14 protein-coding genes are annotated in these 17,433 nt (G+C 51.7%); 10 read left to right on the top strand and 4 right to left on the bottom strand.

Features of this window, described 5'->3' with window-relative positions; all coding sequences use genetic code 11:
- Positions 1 to 94 precede the first annotated feature (94 nt).
- The 8 genes from porU to B5D63_RS17795 all read left to right on the top strand — a co-directional run bounded on the left by porU (position 95) and on the right by B5D63_RS17795 (position 11,555).
- Positions 95 to 3,493: a type IX secretion system sortase PorU gene (gene porU, locus B5D63_RS17760; protein WP_078670102.1), complete on the top strand. Its 3,399-nt coding sequence runs from the start codon at positions 95 to 97 to the stop codon at positions 3,491 to 3,493.
- Between the two features lie 109 nt (positions 3,494 to 3,602).
- Positions 3,603 to 4,778, top strand: coding sequence for a type IX secretion system outer membrane channel protein PorV (gene porV / locus B5D63_RS17765; RefSeq protein WP_078670103.1), 1,176 nt, complete (start codon positions 3,603 to 3,605; stop codon positions 4,776 to 4,778).
- A gap of 130 nt (positions 4,779 to 4,908) precedes the next feature.
- A complete protein-coding gene (gene ispF / locus B5D63_RS17770) occupies positions 4,909 to 5,397 on the top strand; it encodes a 2-C-methyl-D-erythritol 2,4-cyclodiphosphate synthase (protein ID WP_078670104.1) in 489 nt (162 codons plus the stop codon).
- Positions 5,398 to 5,417: 20 nt separating this feature from the next.
- A complete protein-coding gene (gene dut / locus B5D63_RS17775) occupies positions 5,418 to 5,861 on the top strand; it encodes a dUTP diphosphatase (RefSeq protein ID WP_078670105.1) in 444 nt (147 codons plus the stop codon).
- 3 nt (positions 5,862 to 5,864) lie between these two features.
- Complete coding sequence (locus tag B5D63_RS17780; RefSeq protein ID WP_078670106.1) at positions 5,865 to 7,598, top strand: tetratricopeptide repeat protein; 1,734 nt, start codon at positions 5,865 to 5,867, stop codon at positions 7,596 to 7,598.
- A gap of 68 nt (positions 7,599 to 7,666) precedes the next feature.
- On the top strand, positions 7,667 to 8,497 hold the full coding sequence (locus tag B5D63_RS17785) for a lipoprotein insertase outer membrane protein LolB1 (RefSeq protein WP_078670107.1): 831 nt from the start codon (positions 7,667 to 7,669) through the stop codon (positions 8,495 to 8,497).
- A 114-nt stretch (positions 8,498 to 8,611) separates the two neighbouring features.
- A complete protein-coding gene (locus tag B5D63_RS17790) occupies positions 8,612 to 10,066 on the top strand; it encodes a murein hydrolase activator EnvC family protein (RefSeq protein WP_159456065.1) in 1,455 nt (484 codons plus the stop codon).
- Between the two features lie 109 nt (positions 10,067 to 10,175).
- A complete protein-coding gene (locus tag B5D63_RS17795; protein ID WP_078670109.1) occupies positions 10,176 to 11,555 on the top strand; it encodes a murein hydrolase activator EnvC family protein in 1,380 nt (459 codons plus the stop codon).
- Here B5D63_RS17795 and bshA read toward each other — a convergent pair.
- Positions 11,552 to 12,691: an N-acetyl-alpha-D-glucosaminyl L-malate synthase BshA gene (gene bshA / locus B5D63_RS17800; RefSeq protein WP_078670110.1), complete on the bottom strand. Its 1,140-nt coding sequence runs from the start codon at positions 12,689 to 12,691 to the stop codon at positions 11,552 to 11,554. The two genes, B5D63_RS17795 and bshA, sit on opposite strands and share 4 nt — an antisense overlap.
- Before the next feature lie 188 nt (positions 12,692 to 12,879).
- Here bshA and B5D63_RS17805 point away from each other — a divergent pair, with 188 nt between their 5' ends.
- Together B5D63_RS17805 and B5D63_RS17810 are read left to right on the top strand one after the other, a co-directional pair.
- Entirely contained in the window at positions 12,880 to 14,253 is a 1,374-nt protein-coding gene (locus B5D63_RS17805; protein ID WP_078670111.1) for a M20/M25/M40 family metallo-hydrolase, read from the top strand.
- A 25-nt stretch (positions 14,254 to 14,278) separates the two neighbouring features.
- Complete coding sequence (locus tag B5D63_RS17810) at positions 14,279 to 14,668, top strand: hypothetical protein (protein WP_078670112.1); 390 nt, start codon at positions 14,279 to 14,281, stop codon at positions 14,666 to 14,668.
- A gap of 70 nt (positions 14,669 to 14,738) precedes the next feature.
- Here the strand turns inward: B5D63_RS17810 and B5D63_RS17815 are convergent, their stop codons facing one another.
- The 3 genes from B5D63_RS17815 to B5D63_RS17825 form a co-directional block, all read right to left on the bottom strand.
- A complete protein-coding gene (locus tag B5D63_RS17815; protein ID WP_078670113.1) occupies positions 14,739 to 15,452 on the bottom strand; it encodes an SAM-dependent methyltransferase in 714 nt (237 codons plus the stop codon).
- Between the two features lie 2 nt (positions 15,453 to 15,454).
- A complete protein-coding gene (locus B5D63_RS17820; RefSeq protein ID WP_317044787.1) occupies positions 15,455 to 16,222 on the bottom strand; it encodes an EI24 domain-containing protein in 768 nt (255 codons plus the stop codon).
- Between the two features lie 189 nt (positions 16,223 to 16,411).
- Entirely contained in the window at positions 16,412 to 17,431 is a 1,020-nt protein-coding gene (locus tag B5D63_RS17825; RefSeq protein WP_078670115.1) for a PorP/SprF family type IX secretion system membrane protein, read from the bottom strand.
- Positions 17,432 to 17,433: the final 2 nt, after the last annotated feature.

The raw sequence follows: 17,433 nt of genomic DNA on the forward strand, positions 1-17,433 counted from the left end.
GCGAAAATTAAGAGATATATTTCAAATTTTTATCCTATATTTTCTCTACATTACACCGGCCTTTCAGGAAGGATGGAAAAGGGCTATCAAGATAATGAAACCTTCGAATATTTTTCCGGCGCTCCTGTTAATTTTTCTATATCACTACAGCAGCGCTGTTGAACCGGTCGTTCCCCGGACCTACAAAGACCATAGCGTACTGGCATCGGGCCATTGGTATAAACTGTCAGTGACGGCCCCGGGCGTCTATAAAATAGACCTGCCGCTGCTGCGGCAGCTGGGGGTGGATACCCGGCAACTCGCCACCGGCAGCATCCGTCTGTTTGGCAACGGCGGCCAACTGCTGCCCGAGCCCAACGCCCAGCCCCGCCACGACGACCTGCCGGAAGTTCCGCTCCAGGTGCAGGACGGGGGGGACGGCCTGCTGGACGGCAACGATCACCTCCTTTTTTATACACCCGGTCCCCACCGCTGGCAGTGGGACCCGCTGCGACCCGGCTTCGTGCATCAGTATAACCTTTACAGCGATGCGGCCACCTACTTTCTGACAGTCAGCGGCAATGGCGTCCGCATTACACAGGACACCAACACACAGCCCGCCGTCGGCAAAACATATTCCTTTGATTATCATACCTTTTATGAACGCGACAGCCTGAACTTCCTCAGCAGCGGCAAACAATGGTGGGGACAGGAGTTCGGCAAAGTGGTAGGAAACAGCCGTTCTTACAGCTTTTCCCTGCCCGGACCGCCCGTTGGCCCTGTCGCCATAGGGTTCAGAGTGGCCGCCCGCGGCGCCACCGGCAGCAACTTTGGCGTAAGCCTCAACGGCGCCGCCGCCGCCAGCGCCTACCTGTTGCCCGTAGGCAGCAGCGTTTTCGAATCTTATGCCACCGCCGCCTACGCCTCCGGCACGGCTACCGTTGCGGGAGATGCGGTGACAGCAGCCGTGACCTTCCAGCCGGGGGACCTGAACGCCAAAGGGTGGCTCGACTACCTGGAGCTGATGGCCGTCTGTCCGTTACGCCTGCCCGCCGGCGGGCAGCTGGACTTCCGTAATATCACGGTGAACGGCCGTACGCAATACTTCCTGGCTAATGCCACGGCACAAACGCAGGTATGGGACGTGACCAACCCGCTGCGGCCACTGGCCATGCCTGCCCGCCTGCAGGACGATACCCTGACTTTTACGGGAGATGCCGGACCGCTGCGGGAATACATCGCTTTTAATGCAGGGGCGGCCCGGCGGCCGGTGGCCGCCGGAGCAGTGCCCAACCAGGACCTGCACGGCCAGCCGGGAGCGACGCTGCTGATCGTGACGCATGAGGCGTTCCTGGCGGAAGCAGAACGTCTCGCCGCCTGGCGCCGTGCTCACGATGGGGTCAGCGTAGCCGTGGCCACCACCACCCAGATATATAATGAGTTCGCCTCAGGGACACCGGACCCCACCGCCATCAGGGATTATGTGAAAATGCATTACGACCGTGGCGCCCATCCGGCATACCTGTTGCTGTTCGGCGCCGCCTCCTACGATTACCGCCAGCGGGTGAAAAATAATACCAACCTGGTACCTTCCTGGCAAAGCGAGGCTTCGCTGGATGCCATTCGTTCCCATGTATCGGATGACTTTTTCGGGTTCCTCGACGACGCAGAAGATATCACGCGGACAGATATATCCAACCTGCTGGACATCGGTATTGGGCGACTGCCGGTACGGAACGCCTCAGAAGCCAGGACGGCGGTGGACAAAATCATCCGTTACCAACAGCCCCGTTCCTTCGGGCCGTGGCGCAACAGCGTAACACTGCTGGCCGACGATGAAGACGACAACCTGCATCTGCAGGATGCCGAAGCTATGAGCAACATCATCGCAAAAAACAATCATCTCCCTGATATCAGTAAAATATATGTGGACGCCTATCCGCAGGAAAGCACCGCTGCCGGGACGCGCTCCCCGGAGGTGACCAGGGCCGTGAATAACAATATCAACAAAGGAACGCTGGTGCTTAACTATAACGGTCATGGCAGTTACAACCGCCTGGCAGAAGAAACCGTGATGGACGTGAACAGCGTACAGGCGTGGAAAAACGAACAACGGTTACCGTTACTGGTTACGGCGACCTGTGATTTTGCACCGTTTGATGATCCGGGTATTAACTCTTTGGGGGCGCAATTACTGTTGCAACAGCAAAGTGGCGCCATTGCGCTGATGACCACTACAAGGGCCGTTTTTGCCAATTCCAACCGCATCATGAATGCCAACTACCTTGAAGCTGTTTTCACGCCGCAGGGGGATGGCTCCATGCGTACGCTGGGCGCTGCCGTACAGGATGGTAAGAATAAAACGTACAATACTTCCGGCGATGTGATCAACAACCGCAAATTCCAGCTGCTGGGAGACCCTTCGCTGAGATTGGCTTTCCCGCAATGGCGGGTGGTGACAGACAGTATCAACGGTCGTAGGGTTACAACGGAAACGGATACCCTGAAAGGACTGCAGCACTGCATCGTTAAAGGACATGTGGAGGACGCGCAGGGAAACAAATTGCGGGAGTACAACGGTACGCTGACGACAGTCGTGTATGACCAGCCGGTTACACGCCGCACGCGGGGCAACGATCCCCGCAGCCGTGCGGTGGATTTCCAGGTACAACAGAATATCCTCTTTAAAGGTACCCAAACCGTTACCAATGGCGAGTTTACCGTTGCTTTCACCGTTCCTGCGGACCTGCCGGATGGTAAAGGCAAGGGGAAGATCAGTTATTACACCAGTAATGCCACTGCAGACGGAGGTGGTTACTTTGACGGATTTACAACGGGAGGTATGTTGTCCGGTGCACCGGCCGACGTGACGGGCCCGGATGTAAAAGTATGGCTCGACAGTAAAACATTTACCAGTGGGGATATGACCGGCCCTGATCCATGGCTGATGATAGCGCTGGCAGATAGCAGTGGGATCAATATATCGGGCAGTGATCCGGTACATAGTCTGGTAGCGATACTGGATAGTTCAGAATATTTGATTTTAAATGATTATTTTGAAGCATCTTTGGATAATTACCGGGAGGGGCAGGTGCGTTTTCAGTTGACCGGATTGCCAACAGGAGCGCATCGTATAACCATTAAAGCCTGGGATACCTATAACAACAGCACTGTAAGAACGATTGCCTTTAAAGTTGCAGCACCGGGATCAATAGCAGTAGAGGAGGTTGTCAATTATCCCAATCCTTTTCACGATGTAACAAGGTTCTCTTTTTTGCATAACCAGCAGGGGCAACAGTTGCAGGTGGATTTACAGGTATTTGCCACGGATGGAAAATTGGTAAAGAAAATGCGTAGCACAATATTTTCCGGAACAAGCCGTTTTGATGGAATCCCCTGGGACGGCAGAGGTGATTCAGGAGCAAGGTTACCCGCCGGCATTTATATCTACCGGCTGATTATAGGCAGTAATGGTCAAACCAGGGTTTTGGGTGGAAAAATGGTATTGTTATAACCTATGCATGGGAGAGCAGATTAGACATGATCCCCTTTATCAACCCTCTTTTCGTTTTAATATTAATAAATAAGTTTATTTTTACACCCTATCAAAATACGAACATTGCATGATCCGAAAGGTAGCTTTGAGCCTTGTGTTCATATACGGTACTTTCAGCAGTTTTGAAACCTCAGCACAGATTAATACAGACCAGATTGATGGCCGTACCAATACGATTAATACCGCGGTGCCTTTTCTCCGCATAACGCCTGACGCCAGAAGCGGTGCTATGGGGGATGTGGGGCTGGCTATTTCGCCGGATGCCTCTTCCATCTACTGGAACCTGTCCAAGCTGCCTTTTGCCGACGCAAAGGCCGGCGTGGCGGTAACCTATACCCCCTGGCTGAAGGAACTGGTGAACGACGTATTTCTGGCGACAGTCAGCGGGTACACGAAGCTGGATGAATACCAGGCTATTTCGGGGTCGCTGCGTTATTTTTCATTAGGGACCATCAATTTCAGGGATGTCACCAACCAGGACCTCGGGGATTTTCGCCCGCGTGAGTTCGCACTGGACGCCGGTTACGCCCGTAAATTGTCCGATAACTTCTCTATGGGATTAACCGCCCGTTATATTTATTCCAACCTTGCCGGCGGACAGTCCAACGGAAGCGCCATGATCCGTCCTGCAAAGGCTTTTGCAGCGGACCTTTCGGCCTTCTATACCAAAGAGTTTGAAAAAGACGACGGGCTGACCAACCGTTTAAGCCTCGGCGGTTCCATTTCCAATATCGGTACTAAAATCTCTTATACCAGTTCCGCACAAAACAAGGATTTCCTGCCCACTAACCTGGGTCTCGGTGCGGCCTACACGCTCGCCCTCGATGAAACCAATCAGCTGACTTTTGCGCTCGATGTCAACAAGTTGCTGGTACCCACCCCGGATTCTACCGGTGATTACAAAGAGAAAGGCGTGCTGCAGGGCATGTTCAGCTCTTTTGGTGATGCACCGGGCGGCTTGAAGGAAGAATTGCGGGAGGTGATGTTTTCCGTAGGTGCAGAATATTGGTACAACCATATGTTTGCAGTAAGGGCGGGATATTTTAACGAAAACAAATATAAAGGCAACCGTAAGTATGTGACCGCTGGTATAGGCATCAAATATGATATCTTCGGTCTGAACTTTTCTTACCTCGTGCCTTCCGGCTCCGGTATACAACGTAATCCGCTGTCCAACACGCTGCGCTTCACCCTGACGTTTGATCTGGGGGGCCGCGATGAAGAAAGCAGAACAGGCTGGTGATAAGTGCCGGTCATTATTTCTAAATAATAAAATTCCGGAATATCAGGTGATCCCTCCGTTTTTAGCGGGGGGATTTTTATATTTAAAGCCTTACCTTGCGCATTGGCATAAATGTTTTAAAATATAAGCTATGAGTACTATACGTATTGGTCTGGGAGTAGATTTTCATCAGCTGGTGGAAGGCCGGGATTTCTGGCTGGGCGGTGTAAAGGTACCGCACCACAAGGGAGCGCTGGGACACAGTGATGCAGACGTGCTGTTGCACGCTATCTGCGATGCCATGCTGGGCGCCCTGTCACTGGGTGATATCGGCGTACATTTCCCGGATACGGACAATACCTATAAAAATATTGACAGTAAGATACTGCTGGCCCGCTGTGCGCAGTTGATCGGTGAAAAAGGTTATGGTGTCGTGAATGTGGACAGCACTCTGTGCCTGGAGGCCCCTAAAATCAAGCCTTATGTAGCTCAGATGCAGGCTACCATTGCGGAAATACTGCGGATAGGGCTGGAGGACGTGTCTGTAAAGGCCACCACAACGGAAAAGATGGGCTTTGTCGGACGGGAGGAAGGCGTTACTGCACACGCAGTCGTATTATTGGAGAAAATCGCTAAATAATAATAAATTATCTTTGCCCAATGGCTGATATAATTGTGAAAATCATCAATAAGTCGGATAATGAACTACCGTCTTATGCAACAGACCAAGCAGCGGGGATGGACCTGCGCGCACACCTGGAGACAGCCTTGACGCTCCAGCCATTGGAAAGGGTATTGGTGCCTACCGGCCTCTTTATGGAACTGCCTGTTGGCTACGAAGCGCAAATCCGTCCGCGCAGCGGCCTGGCTTTTAAACAGGGCCTGACCATACCTAATTCACCTGGTACCATCGACGCTGATTACAGGGGAGAGATCAAAGTAATTATGATCAACCTGTCCAACGAACCACAAACGATACAACCCGGAGACCGTGTAGCCCAGATGATCATCGCTCCCTACGTACAGGCTGTAATGCAGCCCGTGGAAGTGCTGAACGAAACCGTTCGCGGTGAAGGAGGCTTCGGTCATACCGGTAAATCCTGATAGATGCGTGTATTCTTAACCGTTATAAGTATTGCCGGCATATTGATCACAGGCGCGTGCAGCGGGCCTAAAAAGACGCTGCGCCATCAGGCCGTGATCAAAGATCCTGCTGTGCTGGAGCAGCGGGCAGACAGCCTTTTCTTTGCTGCCCAGCGCTCTAAAATGCTCGGGGATTTCCGTACGGCGATCACCCAGTACTCCGACTACCTGCGGTTAAATAAGAATAATCCCACCGTTTATTATGAACTGGCCCGTTTGTTCATGGAAGTCCAGAACCCCGGTTACTCCCTCGGTTTTGCCCGCAGGGCGGCGGCTATGGACCCGGACAACCATTGGTTCCAGATCACCCTCGCGGATGCTTTTGCTGTCAATGAACAATTTGACAGTGCCGCCACTGTCTTTGATAAACTGACTGCCCGTTACCCCGAAAATGAGGACTACCTGTACAACAAGGCGATGTTCCTCGCCAAAGCCAATAAACCGGCGTCTGCCCTGGCGGTATTCAGTCAGCTGGAGAAAAAAACAGGGGTGGTGGAAGAAGTCATCTACCAAAAACAACGGCTGTTACTCAAAATGAGCCAGGTGGATGCGGCAGCCGCCGAAATCCGTAAACTCATTGATAACAACCCGCAGGAACTGCGCTATTATTTCCTGCTGGCAGAGGTGTATGATGCGAACGACCGCGGCGCTGAAGCTACCGCTATCTATCAGGAAGTGCTGCGCAAAGATCCCGACAATGCCAGGGCGTTGCTGGGACTCGCCTCCTATGCCCGTAAGAACAACGATAAGCCCGGTTACTGGGCTTTCCTGACCCGCGCCTTTGCAAATCCTTCTTACAGCATCGATGAAAAAGTTGCGTACGTATATCCTTATCTGCAGATGATGCAGCTGGACTCTACCAAAGTGGAAGAAGGCCTGGAGCTGACTTCCCTGATCGTAAAGGCCCATCCCAAAGACGCGAAAGCCTATGCCCTGAGAGGCGATATGTACTCACAGGCGGATATGCTGGACAGCGCTCAGCAAAATTATACCCAGGCGCTGAGCCTCGACTCCAGCCGCTTCTCCGTATGGTATCAGCTGATGTGGATCTATTCCCGCAAAGAAGATCCCAACGCGCTGCTGGCACTCAGCAAGACCGTAACAGACAAATTCCCCAGGGAATTTATGGGCTACTACTTCAAAGGGGTGGCCAGTTTCCTGTTGCAACAGTATCCCGCTGCCATCGGCGCACTCAATAAAGCGCTGGAAACAGGCAACGGAGAAAAGAAATTTATGGCCGACGTACAGTCGTTGCTGGGAGACGCCTATCACGCTACCGGACAGCACCCGCAGTCTGACAGCAGTTATGAAAAAGCCCTCCTGCTGCGGCCCGACGACCCGCTGGTACTCAACAACTACAGTTACTACCTGTCACTGCGCGGCGAAAACCTGGACCATGCCGCGGAAATGTCTAAACGGTCCCTGGAACTGGAACCGGAAAGTCCTACCTACATGGACACCTACGCCTGGATACTGTTCCGGCAGGACAAGTTCGAAGATGCCAGGCACTGGATAGAGAAAGCCCTGCAGTTTCCCGAAGCACAACAGAATCCAAATGTGCTCGAGCATTACGGGGACATTCTGTTTAACCTGAAAGATGTCACAAAAGCGGTGGAATACTGGCAGAAAGCCAAAGACAAGGGTGCTACTTCAGTAGGCCTTGTCCGTAAGATCGCAGAGAAAAAATACATTCAATAGCGTTCAGCCGGGAATGCCCGACAACACCACCGTTGGTAGCGCTGATACCGCTAAAAGCATATAGCTGCATGAAAAAAACACTACTGTTACTCATAGGAATAGCCGGTCTGGCCTTTACCGCCTGCCGTCACCCGAAAAAACTGTCACGCAACACGTTCCCGGCCACAGACACCAGCAGGGTGGCTGCCCACCGGGACTCTACCTCCGCAGAAGAACGGAACGCCTTCATCGGCAATATGCTGAAAGGAGTACGCAGTAATAACATCGATTTTAATACCTTCTCCGGCAGAATGAAACTGGCCTTTGAAAACGAAAGCAAAAGCCATAATAACCTCACCGCCACCATCCGGATGAAAAAAGACAGTATCATCTGGATATCCGTCAGCGCTCCTATCATCGACGAGGTAATGCGCGCCGTGATCACGCCCGACAGCCTCAAGCTTTATAACAGACTGGAGAAACAGCTGTTCCTGCGGCGTATGGCCGACGCGGAAGACCTGCTGAATATACCGTTTGACTTTAAGACCCTGCAGGACCTGCTCATCGGTAACCCGGTATACCTGACAGACTCCGTCTACGGCCTCGTGAAAACACCTTCCGTGATTTCTTTCACCTGCCGGAACCCCAGGTTTGTAAGCCTCTTCAACGTATTCGCGGATGACTACAGCCTCCAGCAAAGTAAAGTAATGGATGCCGACAGCACCGCTGCCAACAAACGTTCCTGTGAACTTACCTATGGCGACTATGCTAAAGTAGCCAACCGGAAATTTCCCACAGTGCGCCGTATTTTCGTAGAAGAGAAAAGTGTGACGAAAGTTGCGCTGGACTTTACCCGCTATGACTTTGACGTGCCGCTGACCTTTCCGTTCAGCACGCCGGCAAGCTATAAACGCATGTAATAAATTTTCCCGGCAAATGTCATCTTCATTAAACTAATAAACGTTGTATATTTATCGTTTATATACTTGAACCTTGGTACTTAATTGCAGTTACTTAAAATAGTCATGTTGTATTTGAAGAAGATTATCCCGTTAGTATGCATCATATGGTTGTTACCGGCTATACTGGTGGCTCAGAATACCAGCCAGCAGCAACCGACGCGGGAGGAACTGGAGCGCAGGAAAAAAGAGCTGCAGCGAGAGATTGAAGAAGCCAACCAACAGCTGAAGGATACCAAAAAATCAACCAAGGAAAGCCTGGGACAGCTCCGTGCGCTGCGCGATAAAATCACCCTGCGTAGCCGGCTGATCAATAATATCAATGATGAGATCAACTTTATCAACGGGGACATCAATACTGCCAACCGGGATGTAAAAACCCTGCAAAAAGACCTCGACACACTGAAGGCGCAATATGCACAACTGGTCGTATACGCCTACAAGAACCGTTCTTCCTACGACATGCTGAACTTTGTGTTTTCCGCCCAAAGCTTCAATGATGCCGTAAAACGTTTCCAGTACCTTAAACAATACCGCGAATACCGTCGCCGTCAGGCGGATAATATTCTGTCTACACAGGACCAGTTGAACCAGAAAATCCAGAGCCTCCAGAACCAGCGCGTAAAACGCGCCGATGCGCTGAAGACAGAACAGGACCAGCGGGCTACCCTCGAACAGGATAAGAAAGAGAAAGATGAAGTGCTCTCCAAGCTGAAAGGCCGTGAGAAAGAGCTGGTAGCGGATATCAATCAGCGTAATAAAGACGCCCAGAAAGTGCAGGCTGCTATCCGTGCGGTCATCCGCCGTGAGATCGAAGAAGCGCGCCGTAAGGCCATGGAAGAGGAAGCTGCCCGTCGTAAAGCTGCCGAAGAGAAACGTAAAAGAGAGGAAGAAGCCCGCAAAGCCGCACTGGCCGCCGCTGAGAAAGCGAAAGCAGATGCCGCTGCCGCTGCCGCTGCCAATAACGCCAATAACAATAACGCTGCCAATAACCCGCCGCCGGCAAAACCAACGCCGGCACCAGAACCGCCCAAACCTGCGCCAGAGCCACCGAAACCGGCTCCTACCCGTAGCGAAAACGTACTGGAAGCCACCCCCGAAGCGCTGGCGCTGTCTGAAAGCTTTGAGGCCAACCGTGGTAAACTGCCCTGGCCTGTGGATGCCGGCAATATCATCGAACATTTTGGTATACACCAGCATGCCGTGATGGAACATATCACCGTACCGTCCGACGGTATCGTCATCGCCACCACCAAAGGCGGCGCCGTGAAGTCCATCTTCGACGGAGAAGTGAAATCCGTGGTGGTGATGCCTGGCTCCGGCTATGTAATTATTATCCGGCACGGACAATACTTTACAACTTATGTTCGTTTGCAGACTACCCGTGTGAAGAAGGGAGATATGGTGAAAACCGGTCAGGTGATCGGTACCGCCAGTGTGAACGACCTCGAAAATACCGGTGAGGTGGAACTGCAGATCTGGAAAGGGGTTACTAAACAAAACCCTGAACAGTGGATCAGACGCAGGTAATCTGATCATTTGTGCATTTGGTTATTTGTTCATTGAAGGCAGCCCGGGCATTCATCAATGAACAAATAACCAAATGGTCAAATAACTAAATGTCTAAAACCGTTCCTTTTTGAAAAAGCTGATCCCAATTTTAATAGCTTGCTGGCTGTTACCGGCAGTGCTGTATGCACAGCGCGGTAAAAAAACCTCGCGTGCGGCGCTGGAAAGCCGTAAACGGGAACTATTGAAAGAAATACAGGAGGCTACCCGTTCCCTGCAAAATACCCGCAAATCCACCAAACAAAACCTGGGACTGCAACGGGAACTGCAGCAGAAAATCGACAACCGCAACGCCCAGATCAAAAATATCAACATAGAAATCAGTCAGCTGGACGGCGCCATCAGCAGTACTAACGATAACGTACAAACGCTGGAGAAAGAAGTGGACTCTCTGCGAGCCCGTTACGCGCAGCTGGTGGTATATGCCTATAAAACCAAACGGGAGTACGATGTGCTCAACTTCCTCTTTTCCGCCACCAGTTTCAACGACGCCCTGCGCCGGTACCAGTACCTGCGGCAATACCGCGAGAACCGCCGCAAGCAGGCAGAAAGCCTGTTGTCTACCAAAGTACTGCTGGCACAGAAACTGGAAAACCTTGAACAGGAACGTACCCGGAAAGCCGGCGCCCTGTATACCGAACAAAAACAAAGAGGCGTGCTGATGGCGGATAAAAAAGAAACTGATCAGACCATCGTACAGCTGCAGCAACAGGAGAAACAATTACAACAAAATATCCGGAAAAGCCGGGCGGAAGCCAGGCAGGTAGATCGCGCCATTCAGGATGCCATCCGCAGGGAAATAGCAGCCGCCCGCAAAAGGGAGCTGGCTGCTGCGGCCGCCCGTAAACGCGCCGCTGCGGCCAAAGCAGCGAAGCGCAAAGCTGAACAGGAAGCGGCACGCAGACGCGCCATCGCTGCAGCTAAAAAGGCAGGCCGTAAACCACCCCCGCCGCCGAAGCAGGCAGACGACAGGGAAGAAGAGGCGGCCGCACCGGCGCCGAAAGAAGATGTACTGGCGGCCACACCGGAAGCATTGTCGCTGTCCCGCGATTTTGAAGCCAACCGGGGCAGGCTCCCATGGCCCGTTGACGCCGGAAGGATCACCGGCCGCTTTGGTACCAGCACCGTAGGGAAAGTAGAAGTGGAACACAATGGCATCGTGATCGCTACGGCGAAAGGCGCCGCCGTGAAAGCGATCTTTGATGGAGTGGTGATAATGGTGTTCAGTGTTCCAGGCGCAGGGTATATGGTTACCCTACGCCATGGAAGATATTTTACCAATTATGTCAGACTGGTGGATGTGCGTGTCAAAAAAGGCATGTCCGTGAAACGTGGTCACGTGCTGGGCGCTGCGGCCGCCAGCGCGCTGGCGGGCAACGGAGAGATAGAATTACAGATCTATCGCAATATGGTACAGCAGAACCCCGAGCGGTGGATACGCAGCCGTTAGAGTAACTGCGCCTGCTGTTGCAATACCTGCTCGTACAACGCTTCGTATTTCGGAATGATATTGTCGATGTGGAAACGTTGCGCCTGCGCCAATGCTCCTTTCCGCAGTTTAGCCAGCAAGGCGTCGTCCTGCAGTAACTTAATGGCATGGGCGGCCATACCGTCCACATCTCCTACATCACTCATATAGCCGGTTTGACCGGGGATATTGATCTCCGGTAAACCGCCGGCATTGGAAGAAATGACCGGGACCTGTGCCGCCATGGCTTCCAGCGCCGCCAGGCCAAAGCTCTCATAGTCAGAAGGCAGCAGGAAAAGATCGCTGATAGACATGACGTCTTCCAGCTGTTCCTGTTTACCCACAAACCGTACATCTTCGCAGATACCCAGCTCGCGGCACAGGCACTCGATGGTAGGCCTGTCGGGACCGTCACCCACCAGCAGCAGCTTGGAAGGCACTTCCTTCCTTACTTTCGCAAATACCTTTACCACATCAGGCACCCTTTTCACTTTGCGGAAGTTGGATACGTGCAGTAATATCTTCTCGCCGTTAGGCGCGATGGCGTTGCGGAAATGAGGCATCTCGCGACGGCTGAAACGCTGTGTGTCTACAAAGTTGTAGATCACGGAGATATCTTTTTCTATCTGGAAATACTTATAGGTTTCGTCCCGCAGATTTTCAGACACCGCGGTGATAGCGTCTGATTCATTGATGGAGAAGGTCACCACCGGGGCGTAGGTCTTGTCTTTGCCCACCAGGGTGATGTCTGTACCGTGCAGGGTGGTAATAAAAGGTACTACCCGGCCCTGCTTGCTAACGATCTGTTTGGCCATATACGCCGTAGAGGCGTGGGGAATGGCGTAGTGTACGTGGAGCAGGTCCAGCTTCTGGTTCAGGATAACGTCCACCATGGTGCTACTCAGCGCCGACTCATAAGGCGGAAAATCGAAAAGAGGATAGGTGGGTACCTGTACCTCATGGTAGTATATGTTGGCGTGAAAAGCATTGAGCCTCACGGGCTGTTGGTAGGTAATGAAGTGTACCATATGGCCTTTGTCTGCCAGGGCTTTGCCCAGCTCGGTGGCCAGCACGCCACTACCTCCGTATGTCGGATAACATACTATTCCTATGCGCATGATCTTTATTTTAACGAACGGAAAGCGACAAGTAATAAAGTCCTGATAATGTGTGCCAGCGACCAGATTACTTTGCATAACGAAGGTAACGCTGAATTTCGAATTACCGGAAACCGCTAAACCATTTATTTGTTATTTGTAAGAACCCTGCCAATTAATTAGTTTTATTGCAAAATTTAGCCGCTTATATGAGAAAACGCCTTTTGCCAATGCTGCTGACCTGCCTGTTACCGGCAGTGACCAGGGCCCAGCAGTCAGACTCCCTCGTTTTACGACAGATGGCCGACGAAATCCTGAGAAACAGCACCGCTTATGAAAACCTCCGCGTACTGACAAAGACCATCGGCGGCAGGCTGGCGGGTTCTCCTCAGATGGTAAAGGCCGAACAGTGGGGCGTAAAAGCCCTGAAAGCCGCCGGAGCAGACACGGTATACCTGCAGGAATGTATGGTGCCGCACTGGGTGCGGGGCGAAAAAGAAGAAGCCCGCATCGTATCAAAGCTGCGTGATTTTGTGCCGCCATTGAATATCCTCGCCCTCGGCAATTCCATCGGCACCGGTAAAGCCGGTGTTACCGCCCCGGTACTGGAAGTAGCCTCCTTCGAAGACCTGGAAGCAAAAAAAGACCAGGTAAAGGGTAAGATCGTTTTTTATAACTATCACTTCAAGCCGGAGTTCATCAAGACCTTTTATTCTTATGGCGATGCGGTGAAATTCAGAGGCCAGGGCGCCAGCAAAGCAGCCAAATACGGCGCTGTGGCAGTGATCGTACGCTCCATGTCTCATGGCGCCAACAATTTCCCGCATACAGGCGCTATGTCATATGACCCGGCCTATCCGAAAATACCGGCCGTAGCGATTGGCCTGCAGGACGCCGACCGCCTGAGCGACCGGCTGAAGAGGGATAATTCCGCTAAAGTATTCCTGCGTACCACCTGCGAAATGCTGGCAGATGTTGTAGGGCATAACGTGATTGGTGAGATCCGCGGCAATAAAACCCCCGACCAGTACATTACGGTCGGCGGCCACCTCGATTCATGGGATGTCTGCGAAGGCGCGCACGATGATGGCGCCGGCTGCGTACAGTCTATCGAAGTATTACGCACTTTCAAGGCGCTGGGCATTAAACCTGCCCGCACACTGCGTGTAGTGCTGTTTGCCAACGAGGAAAACGGTACCCGCGGCGCTAAAAAATATGCTGAGCTGGCGAAACAACGTAACGAAAAACATGTACTGGCGCTGGAAAGCGACGCCGGAGGCTTTACGCCAAGAGGCTTCACTTCTACCATGGAACCGGAAAAAAAGGCGAAAATGATCAGCTGGAAACCCCTGCTGGAGCCTTATGGACTGTACGACCTGGAGGGACCAGGCGGCGGCACCGACGTTGGACAACTGCACGCGGCGATCGGTACCCCTATGGTTGAACTTTCTCCGGACAGCCAGCGTTATTTTGATATTCATCACGCGGCCAACGATGTGTTTGAAGCAGTAAACAAACGTGAACTGGAACTGGGTGCCTTTGGAATGGCCGGTCTGATTTATCTCGTGGATCTTTACTTTTGATCATAACGTTTACTAAACTATTCACATGGGCCGGTTTATTTTTATCATCATCACTATCATCGTCCTGGTACTGGGCGGCATCTTCCTGTACAAGTTTTATTTCGTCTTCGGCAGGGGCGTGAAGGCTGGTGAGCTCAACTATTTCGTGGAAAAAGGATATGTCTTCAAAACCTATGAAGGAAAACTTATCCAGTCCGGCTACAAAGGCCGTACCGCCGGAACCATTCAGTCCAATGAATTCCAGTTCTCCGTAGCGGATGAGCGTATCGCGCAACAGCTGATGACTGCCAGCGGTAAAACCGTGGAGCTGCACTACAAGGAATACCTGGGCGCGTTGCCGTGGCGCGGCTACAGCCCGTTTATCGTAGACAGTGTCATCAGCGTCAGGGACGCCTCCGGCAAAGATCTTCCTTAACGCCATCAGGGATAAAAAAGCGCGGGTTATCATGTTACATGATAACCCGCGCTTTTTAAGTGATCGTTGTTTATATCATACCGGCGTACAGTAAAAATATCGCCGGCCGCTTATGCAGGTCCGGCAATGCTTTCCGCCATTCTTTGATCGTTTTGGTTTTGATGAATTCTTCCGGACCGGTGATGTCAACGGCCACACACAGCCGGGTATGATCTTTACAATGGTCCAGTATGTCCTTTAGCAGTTGATTATTACGGTAAGGCGTTTCTATGAACAACTGCGTCTGTTTTTTCCTTTCAGATTCCTCTTCCAGCTGGCGCAGCGCTTTGCCTCGCTCCGGGGCTTTGATGGGCAGATAGCCGGTAAACTGGAAGTTCTGGCCGTTCATACCGGAGGCCATCAGGGCCAGCAGCATGGAGTTGGGGCCTACCATCGGAATTACACGGGCATCGATGCTATGGGCAGCCTGCACGACGAGGTGGCCGGGATCTGCGATGGCCGGGCATCCTGCCTCACTTAATACGCCGATGTCGGTGCCCGCCAATAAATGTTTTTTTGCCAGGGCTACATCTGGTGGCTGGTTTTCGTGCATAGGCAGCAACTGCAGCTCATCGATATTGATGTTTCTGTCCAGTGCTTTCAGGTAACGGCGGGCTGTCCGCTCGTTTTCTACATAAAATACGCGCAACTGCTGTGCAATCGCAGTTGTATAGGCAGGAATGCTGAACAGGGCGTCAGCGCTCAGCACAGTAGGGATCAGGTACACTTTGCCTGTAGCACTCATGGTTATATCAGTTTTTTATGTTGTAAATCGATGGTGGCGGCGATCACCGCATAGGAAGGAGCCAGCATCCAGCCAACTACAGGTACCAGCATGAAGATGTAAAACACCATGCCGTTGCCCAGCGCCATTCCGCGGTGCTGACGGATAAACTGTATGCTCTGCGCCATAGAAAGGCGGTGGCGTTCACAGCTGTAGTCCATCATGGAGAAGCCATAGAAATAAGCTTCGATGAAAAAGCCGATCATAGGGGTAATCCATCCTACCACCGGGATAAAGGACACCACCAGTAATATCAGGATGGCGCCTGTCTGGTATACGATGTTGCGGAAAGACATGCGGATGCCACGCCAGATGTCCTGCCCCAGCTGTGCCCAGCTGAAGGGAAACTCACGGTATTCGAGAATAGCTTCTGTTTTCTCCGACAGATAGGAGAAGACGGGGGACGCTACAATGAGAAAGAGATATTTGAAGTAGGAAAAGTACCAGAATACAAAAACGATGCGGACAGAGAAGGCCACCAGGATAAACAGGAAGCTTACCCAGCTGCTTTCCAGGTCTTGTACCCACTCGGTGATATGCAACAGTTTGGTCAGGTATTCCACAAAATCACCTGAATAGCCCCATACAAAATAAAATCCGGTGAAAAACAGTAAACAGTAAATGATGCCGGGTATCAGAATCCACTTCCACAACTTATGCTGCATAATGAACTGATGGGCTTTTCCGTATGATTGAATGGCCGACAGTACCTCTCTGAATGAAAACAACAACGCCTGAAATTTTTTGGTGACAGAAAATTTTACATGAATAATTTGATGATGAACGAAACTAAGGCAAAAATATTTCAAATCCGGCCAGGAATTACTGAAATCGCTGATTTTGTGTGGTTCATGATAAAAAAAAACCGTGTGGCCTAAGCAACACGGTTTTGATATATGATCAGGTGACAGACACGTATGTTAGAAACGGGGACACAGGGTTTTGTACTTGTTGTTCTCGTTCCGGGTATGGATATAGATCAGGGAGATCTCCAGGCCGCCGCGGGCGTTGGAGGCCGGTCGCAGGCTGGATACGTTGGTATCGTAAGTCATCCCTACCTGGAATCCTTTGATCTGCATCCCTACATAAGGGATGATAGCGTCTTTCATACGGTACCAGCTGCCGAGGAACAGCACGGTCGGATTGTTTTCATCCATTTCGCTGAGGGTAAAACCATAGGCGCCGCCGAAGGTGAATTCAGAGGCGGTGCTTTGCTTCATGTACAGGATGCTGGTGTGAAAACGATCTTTCCCGTTGACCGGCACCGAGCCTCCGCCGTGTAAGGTCCAGCGATAGCTGAGGCGGTTCTGGGTCTGGTCCATGAAAGATTCTACGGGTTGGGTAATATGATAATAGGAGGCGCCCAGATAGATGTTGGACGATTCTCCGATCAGGCCGTTATACAGGATCCCAATGTTGGGATCGAAGTAGGAAATTTTCGGGTTGACCAGCGTTTCATTGCTGGGAATCAGCGGGTTATACCCGTTGTTGTCCATCTGGTTTTCAAACTGCAGTTTGGTGTTGTCTATCCTCTTCTGTACCAGCGTTCCCTGTAAACCAATGGCAATGGTATGGTTGCCTTCCGGGTCCAATCCTTTGTGATAGGCAGTGCTGGCCGACAGGTAGGTAGAAGTAAGAGCGCCGCCCCCGCTTCTGTCGTACATCGCCATCAGGCCCACGCCCCAAATATCCGTATAGGAAATAACATTTTTCAGGATACCAAAATCAATGGCAGCCGTGCCGGTCACAAAGGGCGTGGAAATGCTGCGCCATTGAGAACGGTAGTTGCCCGATATACGGTAATCGCCTGAAAATAAACCTGTAAAAGCCGGGTTAAGGGTGAGCGGTGACGCAAAAAACTGCGAAAAGTGCGGGTCTTGCGCCCGCAGTGGATTTAAATAGAAGAATATGGTCAAGAATAGTAATAAAGCTCTTTTCATAT

The organism is Chitinophaga eiseniae (assembly GCF_900167135.1).
GTDB classification, from domain to species: domain Bacteria; phylum Bacteroidota; class Bacteroidia; order Chitinophagales; family Chitinophagaceae; genus Chitinophaga; species Chitinophaga eiseniae.

Excerpts from the sequence above, each read along its gene's own strand:
- porU (WP_078670102.1), top strand. The coding sequence starts at position 95 with ATGAAACCTTCGAATATTTTTCCGGCGCTCCTGTTAATTTTTCTATAT.
- porV (WP_078670103.1), top strand. The coding sequence starts at position 3,603 with ATGATCCGAAAGGTAGCTTTGAGCCTTGTGTTCATATACGGTACTTTC.
- ispF (WP_078670104.1), top strand. The coding sequence starts at position 4,909 with ATGAGTACTATACGTATTGGTCTGGGAGTAGATTTTCATCAGCTGGTG.
- dut (WP_078670105.1), top strand. The coding sequence starts at position 5,418 with ATGGCTGATATAATTGTGAAAATCATCAATAAGTCGGATAATGAACTA.
- B5D63_RS17780 (WP_078670106.1), top strand. The coding sequence starts at position 5,865 with ATGCGTGTATTCTTAACCGTTATAAGTATTGCCGGCATATTGATCACA.
- B5D63_RS17785 (WP_078670107.1), top strand. The coding sequence starts at position 7,667 with ATGAAAAAAACACTACTGTTACTCATAGGAATAGCCGGTCTGGCCTTT.
- bshA (WP_078670110.1), bottom strand. The coding sequence starts at position 12,691 with ATGCGCATAGGAATAGTATGTTATCCGACATACGGAGGTAGTGGCGTG.
- B5D63_RS17805 (WP_078670111.1), top strand. The coding sequence starts at position 12,880 with ATGAGAAAACGCCTTTTGCCAATGCTGCTGACCTGCCTGTTACCGGCA.
- B5D63_RS17810 (WP_078670112.1), top strand. The coding sequence starts at position 14,279 with ATGGGCCGGTTTATTTTTATCATCATCACTATCATCGTCCTGGTACTG.
- B5D63_RS17815 (WP_078670113.1), bottom strand. The coding sequence starts at position 15,452 with ATGAGTGCTACAGGCAAAGTGTACCTGATCCCTACTGTGCTGAGCGCT.
- B5D63_RS17825 (WP_078670115.1), bottom strand. The coding sequence starts at position 17,431 with ATGAAAAGAGCTTTATTACTATTCTTGACCATATTCTTCTATTTAAAT.